This window comes from Oerskovia sp. NPDC057915, assembly GCF_042887685.1.
In the GTDB taxonomy this organism is placed as follows: domain Bacteria; phylum Actinomycetota; class Actinomycetes; order Actinomycetales; family Cellulomonadaceae; genus Oerskovia.
On the sequence record NZ_JBHVOS010000038.1, the window covers coordinates 1 to 18,749 of the forward strand.

The 18,749-nt window shown below is 72.7% G+C and carries 14 protein-coding genes; 8 read left to right on the forward strand and 6 right to left on the reverse strand.

What is annotated here, in order from left to right; translation table 11 throughout:
- Positions 1-73: 73 nt before the first annotated feature.
- Positions 74-1,936: a dihydroxy-acid dehydratase gene (gene ilvD, locus ACFVQ3_RS18410; RefSeq protein ID WP_387642205.1), complete on the reverse strand. Its 1,863-nt coding sequence runs from the start codon at positions 1,934-1,936 to the stop codon at positions 74-76.
- 406 nt (positions 1,937-2,342) lie between these two features.
- Here ilvD and ACFVQ3_RS18415 point away from each other — a divergent pair, with 406 nt between their 5' ends.
- Positions 2,343-2,939 carry a DoxX family protein gene (locus ACFVQ3_RS18415; RefSeq protein WP_387642207.1) on the forward strand — a complete coding sequence of 199 codons (597 nt, stop codon included), beginning with the start codon at positions 2,343-2,345 and terminating at the stop codon, positions 2,937-2,939.
- An 86-nt stretch (positions 2,940-3,025) separates the two neighbouring features.
- On the opposite strand, the gene ACFVQ3_RS18420 is transcribed toward ACFVQ3_RS18415, so the two are convergent.
- Positions 3,026-4,585: a peptide MFS transporter gene (locus ACFVQ3_RS18420; RefSeq protein ID WP_387642209.1), complete on the reverse strand. Its 1,560-nt coding sequence runs from the start codon at positions 4,583-4,585 to the stop codon at positions 3,026-3,028.
- Positions 4,586-4,682: 97 nt separating this feature from the next.
- On the opposite strand from ACFVQ3_RS18420, the gene ACFVQ3_RS18425 reads away from it, so the two are divergent.
- The gene (locus tag ACFVQ3_RS18425; protein WP_387642212.1) at positions 4,683-6,071 is read left to right on the forward strand and encodes a cryptochrome/photolyase family protein; all 1,389 of its coding nucleotides are present in this window, start codon (positions 4,683-4,685) and stop codon (positions 6,069-6,071) included.
- 68 nt (positions 6,072-6,139) lie between these two features.
- Here ACFVQ3_RS18425 and ACFVQ3_RS18430 read toward each other — a convergent pair whose 3' ends face one another.
- Genes ACFVQ3_RS18430 through gatC form a run of 4 tightly spaced genes read right to left on the reverse strand, consistent with a single transcriptional unit; the run spans position 6,140 to position 10,063 of the window.
- Positions 6,140-6,712 (reverse strand): GNAT family N-acetyltransferase, encoded by a 573-nt coding sequence (locus tag ACFVQ3_RS18430; protein ID WP_387642215.1) that lies wholly within the window; start codon positions 6,710-6,712, stop codon positions 6,140-6,142.
- A 32-nt stretch (positions 6,713-6,744) separates the two neighbouring features.
- Positions 6,745-8,253 carry an Asp-tRNA(Asn)/Glu-tRNA(Gln) amidotransferase subunit GatB gene (gene gatB / locus ACFVQ3_RS18435; RefSeq protein ID WP_387642218.1) on the reverse strand — a complete coding sequence of 503 codons (1,509 nt, stop codon included), beginning with the start codon at positions 8,251-8,253 and terminating at the stop codon, positions 6,745-6,747.
- Positions 8,250-9,767 carry an Asp-tRNA(Asn)/Glu-tRNA(Gln) amidotransferase subunit GatA gene (gene gatA, locus ACFVQ3_RS18440; protein WP_387642221.1) on the reverse strand — a complete coding sequence of 506 codons (1,518 nt, stop codon included), beginning with the start codon at positions 9,765-9,767 and terminating at the stop codon, positions 8,250-8,252. Before gatA ends, gatB begins: the two co-directional genes overlap by 4 nt.
- Positions 9,767-10,063: an Asp-tRNA(Asn)/Glu-tRNA(Gln) amidotransferase subunit GatC gene (gene gatC / locus ACFVQ3_RS18445; protein ID WP_030152198.1), complete on the reverse strand. Its 297-nt coding sequence runs from the start codon at positions 10,061-10,063 to the stop codon at positions 9,767-9,769. Before gatC ends, gatA begins: the two co-directional genes overlap by 1 nt.
- 854 nt (positions 10,064-10,917) lie before the next feature.
- Between gatC and ACFVQ3_RS18450 the strand changes: the two genes are divergently transcribed.
- From ACFVQ3_RS18450 to ACFVQ3_RS18475, 6 genes are read left to right on the forward strand one after another with little or no spacing between them, the layout of a single operon-like run.
- A complete protein-coding gene (locus ACFVQ3_RS18450; RefSeq protein ID WP_387642224.1) occupies positions 10,918-12,318 on the forward strand; it encodes an ABC transporter substrate-binding protein in 1,401 nt (466 codons plus the stop codon).
- The gene (locus ACFVQ3_RS18455; protein ID WP_387642227.1) at positions 12,315-13,499 is read left to right on the forward strand and encodes an ABC transporter permease; all 1,185 of its coding nucleotides are present in this window, start codon (positions 12,315-12,317) and stop codon (positions 13,497-13,499) included. The genes ACFVQ3_RS18450 and ACFVQ3_RS18455 overlap by 4 nt, the downstream gene beginning before the upstream one ends.
- Positions 13,493-14,437: an ABC transporter ATP-binding protein gene (locus ACFVQ3_RS18460; RefSeq protein WP_387642230.1), complete on the forward strand. Its 945-nt coding sequence runs from the start codon at positions 13,493-13,495 to the stop codon at positions 14,435-14,437. The genes ACFVQ3_RS18455 and ACFVQ3_RS18460 overlap by 7 nt, the downstream gene beginning before the upstream one ends.
- Complete coding sequence (locus ACFVQ3_RS18465; RefSeq protein WP_387642233.1) at positions 14,434-15,918, forward strand: PLP-dependent cysteine synthase family protein; 1,485 nt, start codon at positions 14,434-14,436, stop codon at positions 15,916-15,918. Before ACFVQ3_RS18460 ends, ACFVQ3_RS18465 begins: the two co-directional genes overlap by 4 nt.
- Positions 15,915-16,814, forward strand: coding sequence for a YcnI family protein (locus ACFVQ3_RS18470; RefSeq protein WP_387642236.1), 900 nt, complete (start codon positions 15,915-15,917; stop codon positions 16,812-16,814). Before ACFVQ3_RS18465 ends, ACFVQ3_RS18470 begins: the two co-directional genes overlap by 4 nt.
- Positions 16,811-18,562 carry a copper resistance protein CopC gene (locus tag ACFVQ3_RS18475; RefSeq protein WP_387642239.1) on the forward strand — a complete coding sequence of 584 codons (1,752 nt, stop codon included), beginning with the start codon at positions 16,811-16,813 and terminating at the stop codon, positions 18,560-18,562. Before ACFVQ3_RS18470 ends, ACFVQ3_RS18475 begins: the two co-directional genes overlap by 4 nt.
- The last annotated feature ends 187 nt before the right edge of the window (positions 18,563-18,749 follow it).

An 18,749-nucleotide genomic window follows, 5' to 3' on the forward strand; every position in this document is an offset into this window, starting at 1 on the left:
GCGCCGAGGTAGACCCCCCGGGGGTCTACCTCGGCGCCACGGGTCTACCTCGGCACGCCGGGTCGGGTGACCGTCAGCGCCGCTTGAGCAGCGACACGTCGCGCACCGCGCCGCGGTCCGCGGAGGTCGCCATGGCCGCGTAGGCCTGGAGCGCCGGGGACACGTAGCGGTCGCGGTCGACGGGCTGCCACGGGTTCTCGCGCGCCTCCATCTTGGCGCGGCGCTCGGCGAGGACCTCGTCGGCCACGTTGAGGCGGATGAGGCGGGTGTCGACGTCGATCTCGATCTCGTCGCCGTCCTCGACCAGGCCGATCACGCCGCCGGCCGCTGCCTCGGGCGACACGTGCCCCACGGAGATGCCGCTCGACCCGCCCGAGAAGCGCCCGTCGGTGATGAGCGCGGTCACCTTGCCGAGGCCGCGTCCCTTGATGAAGGAGGTCGGGTAGAGCATCTCCTGCATGCCGGGTCCGCCTGCGGGGCCCTCGTAGCGCACGACGACCACGTGGCCGGGCTCGACCTGCTTGGTGAGGATCTTCTCGACGGCCTCGTCCTGCGACTCGCAGACCAGGGCCTTGCCGACGAAGTGGAACACGTCGGGGTCGACGCCCGCCGTCTTGAACACCGCGCCGTCCACGGCGAGGTTGCCGCGCAGCACGGCGAGGCCGCCCTCGACGGTGTAGGCGTTCTCGAGGTCGCGGATGCACCCGTTCGCGGCGTCGGTGTCGAGGGACTCCCACCGGTTCGACGTGGAGAACGCCTGCGTGGTGCGCACCCCGCCGGGGGCCGCGTGGAAGAGCTCGACGGCCCGCTCGGTGGCCTTGCCACCACGGACGTCCCAGTCGTCGAGCCATGCGCGCAGCGTCGGGGTGTGCACCGAGGTCACGTCGTGGTCGAGCAGCCCGGCACGGTCGAGCTCGCCGAGCAGCGCGGGGATGCCGCCCGCACGGTGGACGTCCTCCATGTGGAAGTTCGGGTGGTTCGGCGCGACCTTGGACAGGCACGGGACCTGGCGGCTGATGCGCTCGATGTCGGTCAGGTCGAAGTCGACCTCGCCCTCCTGGGCGGCCGCCAGGACGTGCAGGACGGTGTTGGTCGATCCGCCCATCGCGACGTCGAGCGCCATGGCGTTGGCGAACGCGGCCTTGGTCGCGATGTTGCGCGGTGCGGCCGAGTCGTCCTCCTCGTCGTAGTACCGGCGTGCGAGGTCGACGATCGTGCGGCCGGCCTCGAGGAAGAGCTCGCGGCGGGCGGAGTGCGTCGCGAGCGTCGAGCCGTTGCCGGGCAGGGACAGGCCCAGGGCCTCGGTGAGGCAGTTCATCGAGTTCGCGGTGAACATGCCCGAGCACGAGCCGCACGTGGGGCACGCGTTCTCCTCGACCTGCGCGAGGGCCGCGTCGCTCACGTTGTCGTCCGCAGCGTAGTTGATCGCGTTGACGAGGTTGAGGGGGGTCTTCGCGACGCCGTCGGCCACGACGGCCTTGCCGGCCTCCATGGGGCCGCCCGAGACGAAGATGACGGGGATGTCGAGGCGCAGCGCGGCGTTGAGCATGCCGGGCGTGATCTTGTCGCAGTTGGAGATGCACACGAGCGCGTCCGCGCAGTGCGCGTTGACCATGTACTCGACCGAGTCGGCGATGAGGTCGCGGCTGGGCAGCGAGTACAGCATGCCCGCGTGGCCCATCGCGATGCCGTCGTCGACCGCGATGGTGTTGAACTCCTTCGAGACGCCGCCGGCCTCGCGGATCGCCGACGCGACGAGGTCGCCCATGTCCTTGAGGTGGACGTGGCCCGGTACGAACTGCGTGTACGAGTTCGCGATCGCGATGATCGGCTTGCCGAAGTCCTCGGAGCCCATGCCGGTGGCGCGCCAGAGCGCGCGGGCACCGGACATGTTGCGGCCGTGGGTGGACGTCCGAGAGCGCAGGGGGCGACTCATGGCGGTTCAGCTCCTTCACGTGGTGCTGCGGCCTGGGAGGTGACCGCCCGGACACACTACGCCCGCGTCGGGGCCGCGACGTCGGTCGTCCGGCTCGTGGTCCGCGGAGGGGCAGTGCTCCCACCCGGGCCGTGATGTGCGATCCCCCTACGTAGCACCACCGATACGGGAAAACCCGTCAATCTGCTCAAAAGGTTGCAGCGAACTTCACCCGGGTGGGAGGTTGGCAGGGCTGCCCCGGTAGTGCACAGCACGCCGCACGCCCTCCGACGCAGGCCGTCGCCCCGACGGTCGTGACGGACCGCGGCCCTCGCAGCCAGACCCCCTTCCCATCCCCGGCGACCCGGTGTCCCGGCGCCCCGCGCCCCACCAGACGAGCCACGACCGATCAGGGAGACCAGCCCTCATGAGCCAGACCACCGCTGCAACCAACCGGAGCTCTCGCTCCACGCCGACCGGTACCGACCCCTCGGACGCCGAGACCCCGGCGACCGCACGCACCACGGGTGAGCGCGTCGTGACGAGCGCCGCCGCACGCGGCGCCCTCGCCGTCCTGCGCATCGCGATCTCGCTCGTCTTCCTGTGGCCCGTGCTCGACAAGACGCTGGGCCTGGGCTACGCGACGCCGTCCGAGCGGGCGTGGCTCAACGGCGGTTCACCGACCACGGGCTACCTCTCGTCGCTCGAGGGTCCGCTCTCCGGACCGTTCGTCGAGATGGCCGGCCCGGCCACCGACTGGCTCTTCATGCTCGGCATGGGCCTGACCGGCCTGGCGCTGCTGCTGGGGGTGGGGACGCGGGTCGCCGCGGTCTCGGGCACGCTGCTCATGGCGTTGCTCTGGGTCACGACGTGGCCCGTGGCCGCGGGCTCGAACAACCCGATCGTCGAGGACCACGTCGTGACGGCGCTCGTCGTGATCGTCGTCGCGCTGACGCGCGCGGGCGAGACGTTCGGCCTGGGCGGGGTCGCGGCGCGCGTGGGCGTGCCGGCCTGGATGCGCTGACGCCCCCTGCCCGACGGCGCCACGCGCCCGGGTGCAGCGATGCACCTGGGTGCGTGGCGCCGACGGGCGTGGGCGTGGCCCGGGAGTCAGGCGACCGCCGCGGCCTCCTGCTCGTCCGCGTGACGGATGTGGCGCGTGACCCACGGGGCGATCGCGAAGAGGATCAGCGCGAACACCATGGTGATGCCGCCCACGACCCCGAAGTACGCGGTGTCGGAGGCACCCTCGGTGACCTGCACGATCTGGGCCGTGATCGCCTGCCCTGCGGCCGGCGCGAGGAACCACAGCGCCATGGCCTGGCTCCGGAACGCCCGGGGCGCGAGCAGCGTCGTCGCGGCCAGGCCCACGGGCGACAGGCACAGCTCGCCGAGAGTCTGGATGACGTACACCGTCACGAGCACCCAGGCGGGCGCCTTCTCGTCCGCGAAGATCGCCGACGCACCCGCGAGCCACACGAACGACAGGGCTGCCAGGGTCAGGCCCATCGCGAACTTCACGGCCGTCGGCGGGCGGTCCTTGGTCTTGACCCAGATCCACGCGAACACGGGCGCCAGGATCACGATCGAGAACGGGTTCACGGACTGGAAGAAGGCCGGCTCGATCGGGATCCCGAAGAACGAGAGCTCGGTGCGGTTCTTCGCGAAGCTCGAGAGCGTCGTGGCCGCCTGCTCGAAGATCATGAAGAAGAGCATCGCCGCGACGAACAGCGGGATGTAGGCCGTGAGCCGTGAGCGCTCGGGCGCACTGACCTTGGGCGAGCGGAACATCACGATGAAGTAGGCGATGGGGGCCGCGAACGCGACGTAGGACAGCGTGTCGATGAAGGTCGAGATCCCGAACGCCCCCGACACGGCCCACGCGAGGAGCGTCGCGACCGCGAGCCCCGCGAGGATGACGAGCCCGATCCGGACGAGCTTCGGGTACTCGTCGGAGCTGATCGGGTTCGGCACCGAGTCGCCCGCGCCGCCCAGGTACTTGCGCCCCGCGACGAAGAACACCAGCGCGATCGCCATGCCGACCGCGGCCACCGCGAAGCCCGCGTGGTATCCCCACTGCCGGTTGACGAACCCGACGATGATCGGGGAGAGCAGCGAGCCCAGGTTGATGCCCATGTAGAAGATCGAGAAGGCCGAGTCGCGCCGCGGGTCGTCGCGCGCGTACAGCTCGCCGACCATCGACGACACGTTGGGCTTGAGCAGGCCGGTGCCGAGCGCGACGAGCGCGATGCCGAGCATCGAGAACCCGGCCCCCGGGATCGTCAGCGAGACGTGCCCCGCCGCGATGATGATGCCGCCGTAGAGCACCGAGCGCCGCGACCCGATGACCCGGTCCGCGAGCCAGCCGCCGACGACCGAGAGCAGGTACACGCCCGTGCCGTAGATCGAGACGAGGGCGAGGCCCGTGACCTCGTCGAGCGCGAGCCCCCCGTTCGCGATGGTGTCCGTCAGGTAGAAGAGGAGGATGGCCCGCATCCCGTAGTAGCTGAACCGTTCCCACAGCTCGGTGGTGAACAGGGTCATCAGCCCGATCGGGTGTCCGAAGAAGGCGTGGTCGCGCGGGATCCGCCCTGCTGCGGCGGCCGTCTCGGCCTCGAGCCGGGGATCCGGGAGGTCGGGCTGGACGGGCCTCTCGTCGTTACCGCTCATGGATCGATGCTGCCACCGGCGGTGCCTCCCGGCGACTGCTGGGCACGTGCGGAGACCCACGTGCGCGGGTGGTCGCGACCCCGGCTAGCGTGGGCGGATGCCCTCCCCCGCACCGACCGTCCTGTGGTTCCGCCGCGACCTGCGCCTGGCCGACAACCCCGCTCTCGGCGAGGCCGTCGGCGAGGTGCGCACGGAGGGGAGCGACGTCGTCGGGCTGTACGTCCTGGACCCCGTGCTCTGGGCGACGGCCGGGCCCGTGCGGCAGGCGTACCTGGCGCGCAGCCTGCGTGCGCTGAACGACTCGACGGGAGGTCGGCTCGTGGTGCGCCACGGCGACCCGCGGGCCGTCGTGCCGGCAGTCTGCGCCGAGGTCGGTGCGCGGAGCGTCCACGCCTCCGCGAGCTACGAGCCCTACGGCCGCCGCCGCGACGACGCGGTCGAGGAGGCCCTCGCCTCCGCCGGGGTCCGGCTGCGCCGCACGGGGTCGCCGTACGCGGTCGCGCCCGGGCGCGTCGTGACGCGAGGCGGGACACCCTTCCAGGTCTTCACGCCGTTCCGGACGGCGTGGCTCGAGCACGGCTGGCGAGCCCCCGCTCCCCTGCCCGACGACGTCGCGTGGGCCGCGCTCGCGTCCGACGGGCTCCCGGGCGCGCCCGAGCCGGGGGCCTTGCTGCCCGCTGCCGGTGAGGCCGCGGCGCTCGACCGCTGGCACGCGTTCCTGAGCGACGGCCTCGCCGACTACGCGACCGACCGCGACCGACCGGACCTCGCCGGCACCTCGTACCTGTCCCCCGCGCTCAAGTGGGGCGAGATCCACCCGCGCACGCTGCTCGCGGACCTCGCGTCGGTGGCCCGCTCGGGCGCGGTGCCCGAGGAGGCCGCCGCGACGTACCGCTCCGAGCTCGCGTGGCGCGAGTTCCACGCCGACGTCCTGTTCCACCACCCCGGGGCAGCCCGGCGGTCGCTGCGCGACGTGGTCCCCGAGGACGCGTGGGCCTCGGGCTCTGCCGAGGACGCGCTGCTCGCCGCATGGCGCGAGGGACGCACCGGCTACCCAGTGGTCGACGCCGGGATGCGCCAGCTCCTCGGCGCCGGGTGGATGCACAACCGCGTGCGCATGATCGTCGCGTCGTTCCTCGTCAAGGACCTGCACGTGCGCTGGCAGCGCGGCGCAGAGCACTTCATGGCGCACCTCGTCGACGGCGACGTGTCGCAGAACCAGCTCAACTGGCAGTGGGTCGCCGGGACCGGGCGCGACGCCGCGCCCTACTTCCGGATCTTCAACCCCGTCACGCAAGGACTGAAGTTCGACCCCGACGGTGCGTACGTGCGCGAGTGGGTCCCCGAGCTGCGCGGTATCCCGGGCAAGGCCGTGCACGAACCCTGGAAGCTGGCCGGTGCTGCGCCCGGGTACCCCGAGAGGGTCGTCGACCACGCGGTCGAGCGCAAGGTGTCGCTCGAGGACTTCGAGCGCGGCCGGAGGTGACCCCCGGACACGTCAGGACGAGCGCGACCTCGAGGTCACGCTCGTCCTGACTGGTGCTGGGAGACGGCTCAGAGCCCCGCGCGGAACTCGTCCTCGAGGATGCTCATGACGACCGCGTCCGCCCAGCCGTCGCCGTCCCGGAACGCGTCCCGGAGCCGACCCTCCTCGCGGAAGCCCAACGACTCGTAGAGCATGCGCGCCCGAGGGTTGATGCTGAGCACGTCGAGGCTCACCCTGTGCAGGTGCGGCCCCTCGGGGTGGTCGAACGCGAAGCGCAGCACCTCGAAGATCGCCTCGCGCCCGTAGCCGCGCCCACGGTAGTTCGTGAGCAGGACCAGCCGCAGGTTCGCCGAGAGCGCGTGGCCGTCGATGTCGTTGAGGACGATCTCACCGATCATCTCGTCGCTCACGAGCTGGCCGTCCCGCCGGGCCGGCGACGTGATGGCCCAGTCGTAGCGGCCCTCGCGGTCGCTGACGGTGGCCGCCCACTCGTCGATCTGCTCGCGCGTGAACTCCGCCGTCGTGCCCGTGAGCCGGTTCGACTCCGGGTCCTGGACGGACTCCCACATGCGTTCGGCGTCGCGAGCCTCGATGGGCCGCAGCCGCATCATCTCTCCGACGAGCTCCGGTCCGCGCGTCACGCGACCACCTCCGTCGTCCTCCGGGGCACGGATCAGCCGATCCGCTCGATGACCAGCTCGCGGACGCGGCCGGCGTCGGCCTGGCCCTTGGTGGCCTTCATGACCGCACCGATGATCGCACCGATCGGGCCCATGTTGCCCGAACGCACCTTCTCGACGATGTCGGGCTGGGCCGCGAGGGCTGCGTCGATCGCTTCGAGGAGCGCGCCGTCGTCCGACACGACCTCCAGGCCGCGCGCGACGACGACGACCTCCGGGTCTCCCTCGCCCGCGAGGACGCCTTCGAGGACCTGGCGGGCCAGCTTGTCGTTGATGCGCCCCGAGTCCACGAGGGCCTGGAGCTGGGCGATCTGCGCCGGCGTGACCGCGATCTCCGCGAGCTCGGTCTCGCTCGTCTTGGCGTACCGGGCGAGCTCGCCCATCCACCACTTGCGCGCGGCCGCGGGGCTCGCGCCGGCCGCGACGGTCGCCTCGATGAGGTCGAGCGCGCCCGCATTGACGACGTCGCGCATCTCGGCGTCGGCGTAGCCCCACTCGCCCTGGAGGCGGTTGCGGCGGGCCACGGGCAGCTCGGGCAGCGTGGCACGGATCTGCTCGACCCAGTCGCGGCTCGGCGCGACGGGCACCAGGTCGGGCTCCGGGAAGTAGCGGTAGTCCTCGGCGTCCGACTTCACGCGACCGGCCGTCGTGATCGAGGTGTCCTCGTGCCAGTGGCGCGTCTCCTGGACGACCGTGCCGCCCTCGTCGAGGACGGCGGCCTGGCGCGAGACCTCGTAGCGGACGGCACGCTCGATCGACCGGAACGAGTTCACGTTCTTGGTCTCGGTGCGCGTGCCGAGCGGCGACTCGGGCGTCGCGCGCAGCGACAGGTTCACGTCGGCGCGGACGTTGCCGCGCTCCATGCGGGCTTCGGACACGTCGAGCGCACGGAAGATGTCGCGCAGGGTCTGGACGTACGCACGAGCGACCTCGGGTGCCCGCTCGCCCGCCCCCGTGATGGGGCGCGTGACGATCTCCACGAGCGGGATGCCCGCACGGTTGTAGTCGACCAGCGAGTACTCGGCACCGTGGATGCGGCCGGTCGCCCCACCCACGTGGGTGTTCTTGCCGGCGTCCTCCTCCATGTGCGCGCGCTCGATGTCGACACGGAAGATCGTGCCGTCCTCGAGCTCGACGTCCAGGTAGCCGTCGAACGCGATGGGCTCGTCGTACTGGGACGTCTGGAAGTTCTTCGGCACGTCCGGGTAGAAGTAGTTCTTCCGGGCGAAGCGGCACGACTCGGCGATCTGGCAGTTGAGCGCGAGCCCGATCTTGATCGCGTACTCGACGGCCTTGCCGTTGACGACCGGCAGGGCGCCGGGCAGGCCGAGGCTCACCGGGGTCACCTGCGTGTTGGGCTCGCCACCGAACTCGACCTCGGCCGCGCAGAACATCTTGGTCCTCGTGCCGAGCTCGACGTGCACCTCGATCCCGATGACCGGGTCGTAGCGGCGGACGGCCTCGTCGTAGTCGACCAGGTCCACGGTTGCGTGTGCGCTCATCGCGCGACCTCCAGCTCCGGGGCCTTGGCCAGCAGCGGCCCGCCCCACGTGTTCTCCAGGGCGGCCTCGAGGGCAGCACCCACGCGGTACAGACGGTCGTCGGCCTTGGCCGGCGCGAGGATCTGGAAGCCGACGGGCAGGCCGTCGTCCGAGAGACCGTTCGGCAGCGACATGCCGGGGACGCCCGCGAGGTTCGCGGGGATCGTCGCGACGTCGTTGAGGTACATCGCGAGCGGGTCGTCGAGCTTCTCGCCGAACTTGAAGGCCGTCGTGGGGGCCGTCGGGGAGACCAGGACGTCCGCCTGCGCGAACGCCGCGTCGAAGTCGCGCTGGATGAGCGTGCGGACCTTCTGCGCGCTGCCGTAGTAGGCGTCGTAGTAGCCCGCCGACAGGGCGTAGGTGCCCAGGATGATGCGGCGCTTGACCTCGTCGCCGAAGCCCTGGCCGCGGGTCGCGGACATGACGCGCTCGGCCGTGACCGGGCCGTCCTCGGGCTCGACGCGCAGGCCGAAGCGCATGCCGTCGAACTTGGCGAGGTTGCTCGACGCCTCGCTCGGCATGATCAGGTAGTAGGCGCCGAGCGCGTACTTGAAGTGCGGGCACGAGACCTCGATGATCTCGGCGCCGAGCGAGCGCAGCAGGTCGAGCGACTCCGCGAAGCGCGCGCTCACTCCCTCCTGGTACCCCTCGCCCGAGAGCTCGGAGACGACGCCGACGCGCAGACCGCGCAGGTCGCCGATCGCACCCTGGCGGGCCGCGTCGACGAGCAGCGGGAGGTCCTCGTTGATCGAGGTCGAGTCGCGGGGGTCGTGGCCGCCGATGAGCTCGTGCAGGAGCGCCGAGTCGAGGACGGTGCGCGTGACGGGGCCCGCCTGGTCGAGCGAGGACGCCATGGCGATGAGGCCGTAGCGGGAGACTCCGCCGTAGGTGGGCTTGACGCCGACCGTGCCGGTCACGGCGCCGGGCTGGCGGATCGAGCCGCCCGTGTCGGTGCCGATCGCGAGCGGGGCCTCGTACGCGGCGACGGCCGCGGCCGAGCCACCGCCCGAGCCGCCGGGGATGCGGTCGAGGTCCCACGGGTTGTGGGTGTTCCCGTAGGCCGAGTGCTCGGTCGAGGAGCCCATCGCGAACTCGTCCATGTTGGTCTTGCCGAGGATCGGCAGGCCCGCGGCGCGGATGCGCTCGACGAGCGTCGCGTCGTAGGGAGGGATCCAGCCCTTGAGGATCTTGGAGCCGGCCGTCGTCGGGAGGCCCTTGGTGACGACGACGTCCTTGACGGCGATCGGCACGCCCGCGAGGGGGTGCAGGTCGTCGCCCGCGGCGCGACGGGCGTCGACGTCACGAGCGGTCGCGAGGGCGTCCTCGGTGCTCACGTGCAGGAACGCGTGGACCGCGGGGTCGACGTCGCCGATGCGGTCGAGGTGGGCCTGCGTCGCCTCGACGCTGCTCACCTCGCCCGAGACCAGGTGCGCGGCGAGGTCCGCGGCGCTCAGCCGCGTCAGGTCGTTGCTCATCATTCCTCCCCGAGGATCTGCGGGACGCTGAAGCGTCCGTCTTCGCTGGCCGGTGCTGCGGCGAGGACGTCCTCGACGGGCAGGGGCGGCACGGGGACGTCGTCGCGGAAGACGTTGGTCAGCGGCAGCGGGTGGCTCGTGGCGGGGACGTCAGGAGTGGCGACCTCGCTCACCTGGGCGATCGCATCGACGATGACGTCGAGCTCGCCGGCGAGGCGGTCGAGCTCCTCGGGCCGGAGGTCGATGCGGGCCAGCACGGCGACGCGCGCGACCTCATCACGGGAGATGGTGGACATGCCCGTCAGTCTAGTGCCCGACGACGGCGGTCACCGGGGTCTCCCGGCCCGCCGTCCGGTGGGTCGCGCGGGGTCGGGCCCGGCGCTCGTGCCGTCGGGGCTCGAGCCGCTCGGGCGCGTCGTGCGCGGGAGCCCGCTCGCAGGTGAACGACCCGCGACACCCGACGATGAAGCCGGACCGGTCGTCGACCACCCCGAGGTCGACTCCGGCCACGCACGTCCAGGGTGACTCTCGCCGGACCGTGGTGACTACCCGCCCGCCAGCGAGGGCGGACCGCTGTGCGGAACGACCGCCGGAACTCCTTGCGGAACCGACCGGTCGCCCCTACTCTCTGCGCCATGTCGGCCACGACCACACCTCACGGCCGGGCGCAGAGCCCGGTCCACGCCTCCCGCGCTGCGACGTCGGCCGTGGGCGCGTGCTGTTGTCGTGGCTGACCGCGAGCGCCTGACACTCGGCACCCGGCCCTCGGGCACCTGACCTGACGCGTCCCCGCGTGCGGGACCGCGTCCACCGGCGGGCGGCGTCGGCCGGACCTCGGCACCGGACCTCGGCACCGGACCTCGGCACCGGTCCTGGGACGACCCGTGAGTCGGCCCGCACCCGCCGAGCACGGCGACAGCCACGGCCACGGCCACGGCCATCGTTGCTGCCACGGTCGTCGCGACGGTCATGACGACGAGCACGATCACGCCGTCGGTCGCCCTCCCCTGTAGTTCCTCACGTCCTGCTGAGCGTCGCCGTCTGCTGCTCGCTCCCGAGCGGCGGGTCCTTGGCACCGCACGCTCTCCACCCTGCTCTCCGTCCTGACGCATCCGTGCACGTCCTCGACCACCCTTCCGAGAGGCATCCCATGACCGACCGCACCTCCCCCGACCAGCCAGGAACGCCCGACCACTCCTCCGCTCCGAGCCGGCAGGGTCCCGGCGACCCGGTCACTGCGTCCCCCGCTCCCGGCCCGGGCACCGGCGAGCCGCTGGACGACGGCGCGACGCAGGCTCCGCCGTCAGGCCCCGAGGACCCGCGCAGCGAAGCCCCGGACGACGGCAGCTCCGCGCCCGACGAGGGCGGCGGCCCCGATGCTCCCAGCACCGACGACACCGACCTCCCCGCCGGACAGCCGCGCCCGGGCCCACCCGCCGAGCCCTACGACCCCTCGCTCCACGACGACGACGCGACAGACGGCCCCCTGATCTCCCGACGGCACCTGCTCGTCGGGGGCGTGGCCGTCGGCGCGCTGCTCCTGGGCGGCGGGGGCGGCTACCTCCTGGGGGCGTCGCGGTCTGCCGCGGTCTCCCCGGCCGCTGCGGTGGCCGGGGGCGCCTCGCCCTCGGTCGGCCCGACCCTCCTGACCACGAAGGTCCTGCGGATCGTCGAGGGCGGCGGCATCTGCGAGGCCCCGCTGTACGCCGCGCACCACCTGGGGATCTTCAAGGACTACGGCCTGAACGTCGAGGTCGTGCGCAGCGCGGCGGGCGAGGACACGAAGGACGGCATCTCGTCCGGGACCTACGCGGGCGGCCCGGGCATCTTCTTCAGCTGGCTCAAGCCCATCGAGCAGGGGCTCGACGTCAAGCTCACGACGGGTCTGCACGAGGGCTGCCTGCGCCTCGTGGTGCTGAACGACTCGCCGTACGACGACGTCTCGCTGCTGCGCGGCAAGAAGATCGGGGTGTCCTCGATCGGGAACTCCGCGATGTCCTTCTTCTCGCTCGACCTGCTCGACGCCGGGATCAACCCCGACCCGGCGGCCGGCGAGGTCGAGTGGGTCGTGTACGACAACGACATCCTGCCCCAGGCGCTGCAGGACGGTGAGATCCAGGCGGTCGCAGCCTCCGACCCGGTCGCGCTCCTGCCCACGCTCGGCGGCTACGCGCACGAGCTCGCGAACAACCAGCAGGGCCTGAACGCCCAGACCTACTGCTGCGCGACCGCGATCAACGGCGCCCTCGTCCGCGACGAGCCCGAGGTGGCCAAGGCCCTCACCGAGGCGTGGGCCGAGGGCGCCAGATACGTGGGTGCGAACATCGACGAGATCGCCCAGCTCGAGGTCGACAAGAAGCTCGTCGCGGCCGACGTCGAGACGGTCCGGTCGGTGCTCACGACCTACGGCTTCAGCCCGTCGGCCGTGGGGCTGCGCAAGGAGATCGAACCGGGTATCGCGAAGTTCGCGAAGACCGGGTACCTGGACCAGGGCACGGACCCCAAGAAGCTCGCGGACCTCGTGTACGCCGACCTCGGGCTCACGTGGTGACGTCGCTGACGCGCGTCCCGGGCAAGCGCACCAGGGGCGCGGCTGGCCGCGGGAGCGCAGACCGCCAGGGCAGGGCAGGCGGGCCCGAGGGCGACGCCCCGGCCGCCGAGGGCGACGCCCCGGCCGCCGAGGGCGACAGCCCCTCCGCCGAGGGTGACGAGATCCCCGGCGGGGGTGACGGTCTCCGAGCCGACGGTGGCGGCACCGCCCGCACCGCGACCTCAGGCACGACGACGCTCCGGCGCGGAGTGCTCGTCGTGGCGTCGTGGCTCGTCGTGCTCACCGTGACCTGGCTCGTCCCCGACGTCCCTGACCTCTCCCCGCTCGCGGGCCGGACGGCCTTCCTCACGATCCTCGGCGGGGTGGTCCTCGCGGTCGCCGTCTGGCTCGCGCTCGCGCGGAGCGTCCCGGGAGCCGCGGCCCGGCTCCACCACTGGTCGTGGTGGTACGTCGCCGTCGCGGCGTGGTTCGTGGTCTGGGAGGTCACGACGGCCAAGACCGGCTGGCTCCACGCACCGCACTTCGCGCCGCCGGAGACGCTCCTGTCCGACTTCTGGGAGGACCGCGGCCTGCTCTGGGGCAGCTTCTGGGCCTCGACCCGGCTGCTGCTCGTCGGCTTCGCGGTCGGTGCGGTCAGCGGTTTCTTCACGGGCCTCGCGATGGGGTGGAGCAAGGTGGCCGGCTACTGGATCCACCCGCTGCTCCAGTCGATCGGTCCCGTGCCGGCGGGCACGCTCCTCCCCCTGGTCTTCGTCGTCATCCCGACGCCGCAGCTCGGCTCGATCTTCATGATCGCGTTCGGCGTGTGGTTCCCCATGGCGGTCCTGACCCGTGCGGGGATCGCGTCGGTCGCCCGCGGGTACTTCGACGTCGCGCAGACGCTCGGCGCGAAGGGCCGCTTCCTCGTGTGGCGGGTCGCGATCCCGGGAGCCCTGCCGAGCATCTTCACGGGTCTGTTCATGGGCCTCGGAGCCTCGCTCGGGGCGCTCGCGCTCGCTGAGCTGCTCGGGGTCCGCAGCGGTCTCGGCTGGTACATCTCCTGGGTCAAGGGCTGGGCCGACTACCCCAAGATGTACGTCGCCATCCTCATCATGGTGCTGCTGTGCCGCACCCTGATCGTCCTGCTGTTCCGGGTCCGGAACAGCGTGCTGTCCTGGGAGAAGGATCTGGTCCGATGGTGAGTCCTGCGCAGCACGCCCCCGCCCCGGCCCCGGCGACCTCCCGCGACGCAGCGCCCCGGCGCGGCGGGCACGTGCGGGTCGAGGCGGTCAGCCATCACTTCGACCTCGCGGGTCGCCACGAGCGCGGCTGGGCGAGCCGCGCCCTGGGTGCGGTGACAGGACGGGGCGCGGACCGCCGTCGGGCAGGACGGGATGCCGGCGACCCCGCGCGCGCGACACTGCCCGTGCTCGACGACGTGAGCCTCGACATCGCGCCGTCCGACTTCGTGGCGCTCGTCGGACCCTCCGGCTGCGGGAAGTCGACGCTGCTCCGCCTCCTCGCGGGCCTCGCGGACCCGGCTGCGGGTTCCGTGTCCGTCGACGGGGCGCCGATCGTGGGCCCTCATCCGAGCAGGGCCCTGGTCTTCCAGGACCCGAACCTGTTCCCCTGGCGCACCGTCCGGCAGAACGCCGAGCTGGGCCCCCAGGCGCGCAACCGGTCCCGGCTCGACGCGGACCGGGTCGACTGGGCGCTCGACCTCGTCGGGCTCTCCGACTTCGCCCACGCGCTGCCCGCGACGCTCTCGGGGGGCATGGCCCAGCGCGCGGCCCTGGCTCGCGCGCTCGTCAACCGGCCACGCGTCTTCCTGCTCGACGAACCCCTCGGCAAGCTCGACGCGCTCACGCGCCTGACCATGCAGGAGGAGCTCCTGCGCCTGTGGCAGGCCGAGCGCTTCACCGCGCTCCTCGTCACGCACGACGTCGACGAGGCCCTGCGCCTCGCGAACCGCGTCGTCGTCCTCTCCGACCGGCCCGCACGCGTGCTGGCCGACCTCACCGTCCCGTTCGACCGACCCCGCGACCACGCAGCGCCCGAGTACCTGGCGCTGCGACGCGAGATCCTGCACCTGCTGGGCCAGGACACCGCAGCGGGGACCCTTCCTGGAGGAACCTCATGACCGCCTACGACTCCCTGCTCGACGCGGTCGGCGGCACGCCGATCGTCCGCCTGAACCGGCTGGGCGCGGACCTCGCGCCCACGATCTACGTCAAGCTCGAGTACCTCAACCCGGGCGGCTCGGTGAAGGACCGTGCCGCCCGCTGGATGGTGCTCGGCGCGATCCGCTCGGGCGCCCTCGCCCCCGGCGGGACCATCGTCGAGGGCACGTCGGGCAACACCGGCATCGGCCTCGCGCAGGCCGCGGCGCAGCTCGGGTACCCGATCGTCGTCGTGCTGCCCGACAAGACCAGCCAGGAGAAGATCGACACGCTCCGCGCCTACGGGGCGCGCGTCGTCGTCACGGCGTCGGGTCTCCCGCAGGAGCACCCCGAGTCGGTCAAGCGCATCGCCGAACGCCTCGTCGCGGAGATCCCGGGCGCCTGGCTCGCGGGGCAGTTCGTCAACCCCGACAACCCGCAGGCGCACCGCGAGTCCACGGGCCCCGAGATCTGGGCGGACACCGCCGGGCGCGTCACGCACCTCGTCACGGGCATCGGCACGGGCGGGACCATCACGGGCAACGGGACGTACCTCAAGGAGGTCAGCGGCGGCCGCGTGACCGTGGTCGGCGCCGACCCCGAGTCCTCGGTGTACTCGGGCGGCGACGGATCGGCCTTCTTCGTCGAGGCGACCGGCCGGTACCGGCACCCCGAGACGATCGACGACGCCTGGCCCGAGACCTTCGTGCCCGAGGTCGTCGACCGCTTCGAGCGCATCGGCGACCGCGAGGCCATCCACGCGCTGCTGCGCCTCGCCCGCCAGGAGGGCATCCTCGTGGGCGGGTCGTCCGGGCTGGTCCTCGCGGCAGCGCTGCGGACCGCACGCGACCTGGGACCGGACGACGTGGTGGTCGCGCTCCTGCCCGACTCGGGCCGCGCCTACCTCTCCAAGTACCTGAACGAGGACTGGGTCCGCCGGTTCGGCTTCGTGGACGAGGAGGTAGAGGGGCTGGGGCCGCGCCCGGTCGCGCCGATCGTCTGGGACGTCGTCGCGGACGCCCTCTCCAGCCCGACGACGCCGCTCACCCTGCACGCCGACGTCCCCGTGGGCGTGGGTCTGGACACGCTCGAGTCCGCGCGGCAGGCCGGTCGCCTCACCGACGAGACCGTCGTGCCCGTGCTCCTGCCACGAGCACGCCGCGACCACGATCCGTCGGTCGCCGAGATCCTCGGTGTCGTGGACCTCGCGACCCTGCGCGCGACCGCGGTGGGTGGTGCCGCGGGCATCGCGGTCGGCGACCTCGCCGTCCGCGGGACGCCCGTCGTCGGCACGGGCGAGACCGTCGCCGACGCCCTGGCCCGGTGGGACGAGAGCGTCGCCGAAGGTCTCGTGCTGCGCGACGGTCGGGTCGTGGCGGTCGTACGGCGAGACGCGCTCGCCGCGGGTGGGGCTCTGGGTGCGGCTCCGGCGGCCGACGGCTCCGCGCTGGTGACGGCATGAGGGCGTCGGCCGCGCGCTGGGTCGTGCGGGTCGGGGTCGTCGGCCTCCTCGCCACCGCTGCCTCATGGGTGGCGTCGCCCGCCGGCGCGCACGCGACCGCCGTCGCCGAGAGTCCCGTCCAGGGCGGATGGAGCGTCCTCTCCGTCCGTGTCCCGACCGAGTCCGACACCGCCTCGACGATCAGGGTCGAGGTAGCGTTCCCGCTCGACACCCCGGTACCGGCCGTGCGGACCTCACCGCTCCCCGGCTGGACAGCCACCGTGACCGTCGAGGACCTCCCTCAGCCTCTCCCGAACCCGCACGGCGGGCAGTACACACAAGCGGTGAGCCGCGTCGTCTGGGAGGCGTCAGACCCGGACGCCGCGATAGGACCGGGCGAGTACGGGGAGTTCGCCGTCCAGGCCGGACCGCTGCCCGCCGTGACCGAGCTCGTGCTGCCGACGGTGCAGGGATACGACGACGGGACCGAGGCCCGGTGGATCGACCGGTCGGCCGACGGCACCGAGGCCGACCATCCGGCGCCGAGCATCGCGCTGTCGGGGCCGGTCGACGCGGCTGGTGGGACGGGCTGGGCTGGTGGGGCTGGTGCGACTGGCGCGACTGGTGCAGCAGGCGCGGCGCACCACGCCGACGCGGGACCGGCCGGTGACGCCGCCTCCGAGGCCGGGACGGCGGTCGTGGCTCTCGCCTCCCTCGCAGCATCCCTGGCTGCCCTCGTCGCCGTGACGCTGGTCTGGCGCAGGACGGGGACGGGTACGAGGCCGTCGGGCAGCGAGGCCGTCCTCGCCGACGACGCACCCGGCCACGGCGGGGTCGGCGGGCTCGGCGAGGACCCTGCGGTCCGGCCGCGGGCTCCCCGCACGCCACGCAGCGCGATCGGGCTGCCCCCGCTGTGACCGCGCCGACTGTCCGCTCCGGTCGCCGTGCGCGGCCGGACCGGGCCGGCAGGCGGCGGCGCGCGGCCGTGCTGCTCGTGCTCCTGGTGGGCATCGGGACGTGGTCGCTCGCCGGGGCACCTCTCGCGGCCGCGCATGCCGTCCTCGTCGACACCTCCCCGCGGCAAGGGGCGACGTCCGAGCACTCCCCCGACCAGGTCGTCCTCCGCTTCGACGAACCGGTGACGGTCCTGGACGGCTCGCTCGTCGTCTCGGACCTCCACGGCGAGAGGTGGGACCTCGAGACGGTCACCACGACCGACGGCGGGCACACCGTGAGCGTCGACCTCCCGCCTGACCTCCCCGACGGGCAGTACCTGGCCTCGTGGCGGATGCTCTCCCTCGACACGCACGTGACGGGCGGATCGATCGACTTCACGGTGGGGACGGGACACGCGGCGCCCGGGGCGGACACGACCGGCCCCGGAGCGCCCCGGTCGGCGTCCGAGACCTCGATGCTCGGCGCTTCGGCCCGTGGGCTGGTCGCCGTGGGAACAAGCCTGCTCGCGGGAGTCGCCCTGACCTTGCTCGTCGTCGGTCGCGGGCACGCCGCCGGACTGGCGACGAGCCCCACGGTCCGGCGGCTCGAGGTGGCCGGTCTCGCGCTGCTCGTCGTCGGGACAGGGACAGGGATCGCGACGCAGGTCGTCGACCTCGCGGGCCCTGCGCCCAGCACTGTCCTGGACAACGGGGCGTGGGCGGGCGTGCTCGCGTCGAGCGCGCACTGGCTCCTGGCCAGGACGGCAGCACTGGTGGGCTGGGTCGGGCTGTGGGCCTGGCAGGCCCGGTCAGGTCGAGACCCTCGCGACGGCCTCGACGGGACGCGCTCGACCGAGCAGCTCGCGACCGTCGTCCTCGCCGTGACGCTCGCCGCGAGCATCGCGGCAGGCGGACACGCGGGCGCGCAGCCCGACCCCTGGCTGACGATCTCGGTGACGACCGCCCACGTCCTGGCGGCCGGCATCTGGGTCGGAGGGCTCGTGCTCCTCGTGACCCACCTTCGCAGCCCGTGGCGCGCCGCTCTGGTCGCAGCCCTCCCGGCCTGGTCGAGGCTTGCACTTCTCACGGTCGGAGCCCTCGTCGCCACGGGCACGCTGCAGGCCGTCCGGGCCCTGGGCCCTGTCGCGGCTCTCTGGGCGACCGGCTACGGACGGCTTCTCCTGGCCAAGGTCCTGGTCGTGATCGGGCTGCTCCTCGTGGCCAACGCTGCGCGCAACGCCTTACGCAGGAGGCACGACGTCGGACCGGTCCTGCGGCTGCACAGGATCGTCCTCGGCGAGACAGCACTCGTCGCGGTCGCCCTCGCACTGAGCGCCACGCTGGCGGCGTCGGCGCCGGGCCGCACGACGTACTCGCCATCCTGGAACGAGACCGTGCAGCTGGGGCCTGTGGTCGCGGCACTCTCGATCGAGGAGACGCGGAGCGGACCACAGGTGATGAGGATCGCTCTCAGCGGAGCGGGAGGCACCGAGGTCCTGCCGGACTCGCTCGATCTGACCGTCACGCATCCTGAGCGCGGCATCGGGCCGCTGCCGGTCGTGCTGCGTCGCGACTACGCCGCGACCGCAGGTGCCGGCGACGTGCCGACCACCGTGTACGTCTCCGAGCCGACCGTCATCCCTGCACCGGGAAGGTGGGACATCGAGGTCCTCGTCACGCTCGACGACGTGACGGCATACTCCGCGACGATCGCGTACACGGCCTGGTGAGCGACGATCCCCGCAGACGGGCAGCCGGGCCTCGGGCCCTCGAGGCTGGAAAGAGCCCCGTGCCGCGTGGGGCGTGCGGGGCTGGGGTTGTCGGGGTTGTCTGGGTGGTGCTGGTGTGTTCTGGGTATGCCAAAGGCCCACCCCGTTCGGGGTGGGCCTTTGGTGAATGGTTGTCCGGCGGCGACCT

Bases quoted from the DNA above. Each gene is read 5' to 3' on its own strand.
- ilvD (WP_387642205.1), bottom strand. From the start codon at position 1,936: ATGAGTCGCCCCCTGCGCTCTCGGACGTCCACCCACGGCCGCAACATG.
- ACFVQ3_RS18415 (WP_387642207.1), top strand. From the start codon at position 2,343: ATGAGCCAGACCACCGCTGCAACCAACCGGAGCTCTCGCTCCACGCCG.
- ACFVQ3_RS18420 (WP_387642209.1), bottom strand. From the start codon at position 4,585: ATGAGCGGTAACGACGAGAGGCCCGTCCAGCCCGACCTCCCGGATCCC.
- ACFVQ3_RS18425 (WP_387642212.1), top strand. From the start codon at position 4,683: ATGCCCTCCCCCGCACCGACCGTCCTGTGGTTCCGCCGCGACCTGCGC.
- gatB (WP_387642218.1), bottom strand. From the start codon at position 8,253: ATGAGCGCACACGCAACCGTGGACCTGGTCGACTACGACGAGGCCGTC.
- gatA (WP_387642221.1), bottom strand. From the start codon at position 9,767: ATGAGCAACGACCTGACGCGGCTGAGCGCCGCGGACCTCGCCGCGCAC.
- gatC (WP_030152198.1), bottom strand. From the start codon at position 10,063: ATGTCCACCATCTCCCGTGATGAGGTCGCGCGCGTCGCCGTGCTGGCC.
- ACFVQ3_RS18450 (WP_387642224.1), top strand. From the start codon at position 10,918: ATGACCGACCGCACCTCCCCCGACCAGCCAGGAACGCCCGACCACTCC.
- ACFVQ3_RS18460 (WP_387642230.1), top strand. From the start codon at position 13,493: ATGGTGAGTCCTGCGCAGCACGCCCCCGCCCCGGCCCCGGCGACCTCC.
- ACFVQ3_RS18465 (WP_387642233.1), top strand. From the start codon at position 14,434: ATGACCGCCTACGACTCCCTGCTCGACGCGGTCGGCGGCACGCCGATC.
- ACFVQ3_RS18470 (WP_387642236.1), top strand. From the start codon at position 15,915: ATGAGGGCGTCGGCCGCGCGCTGGGTCGTGCGGGTCGGGGTCGTCGGC.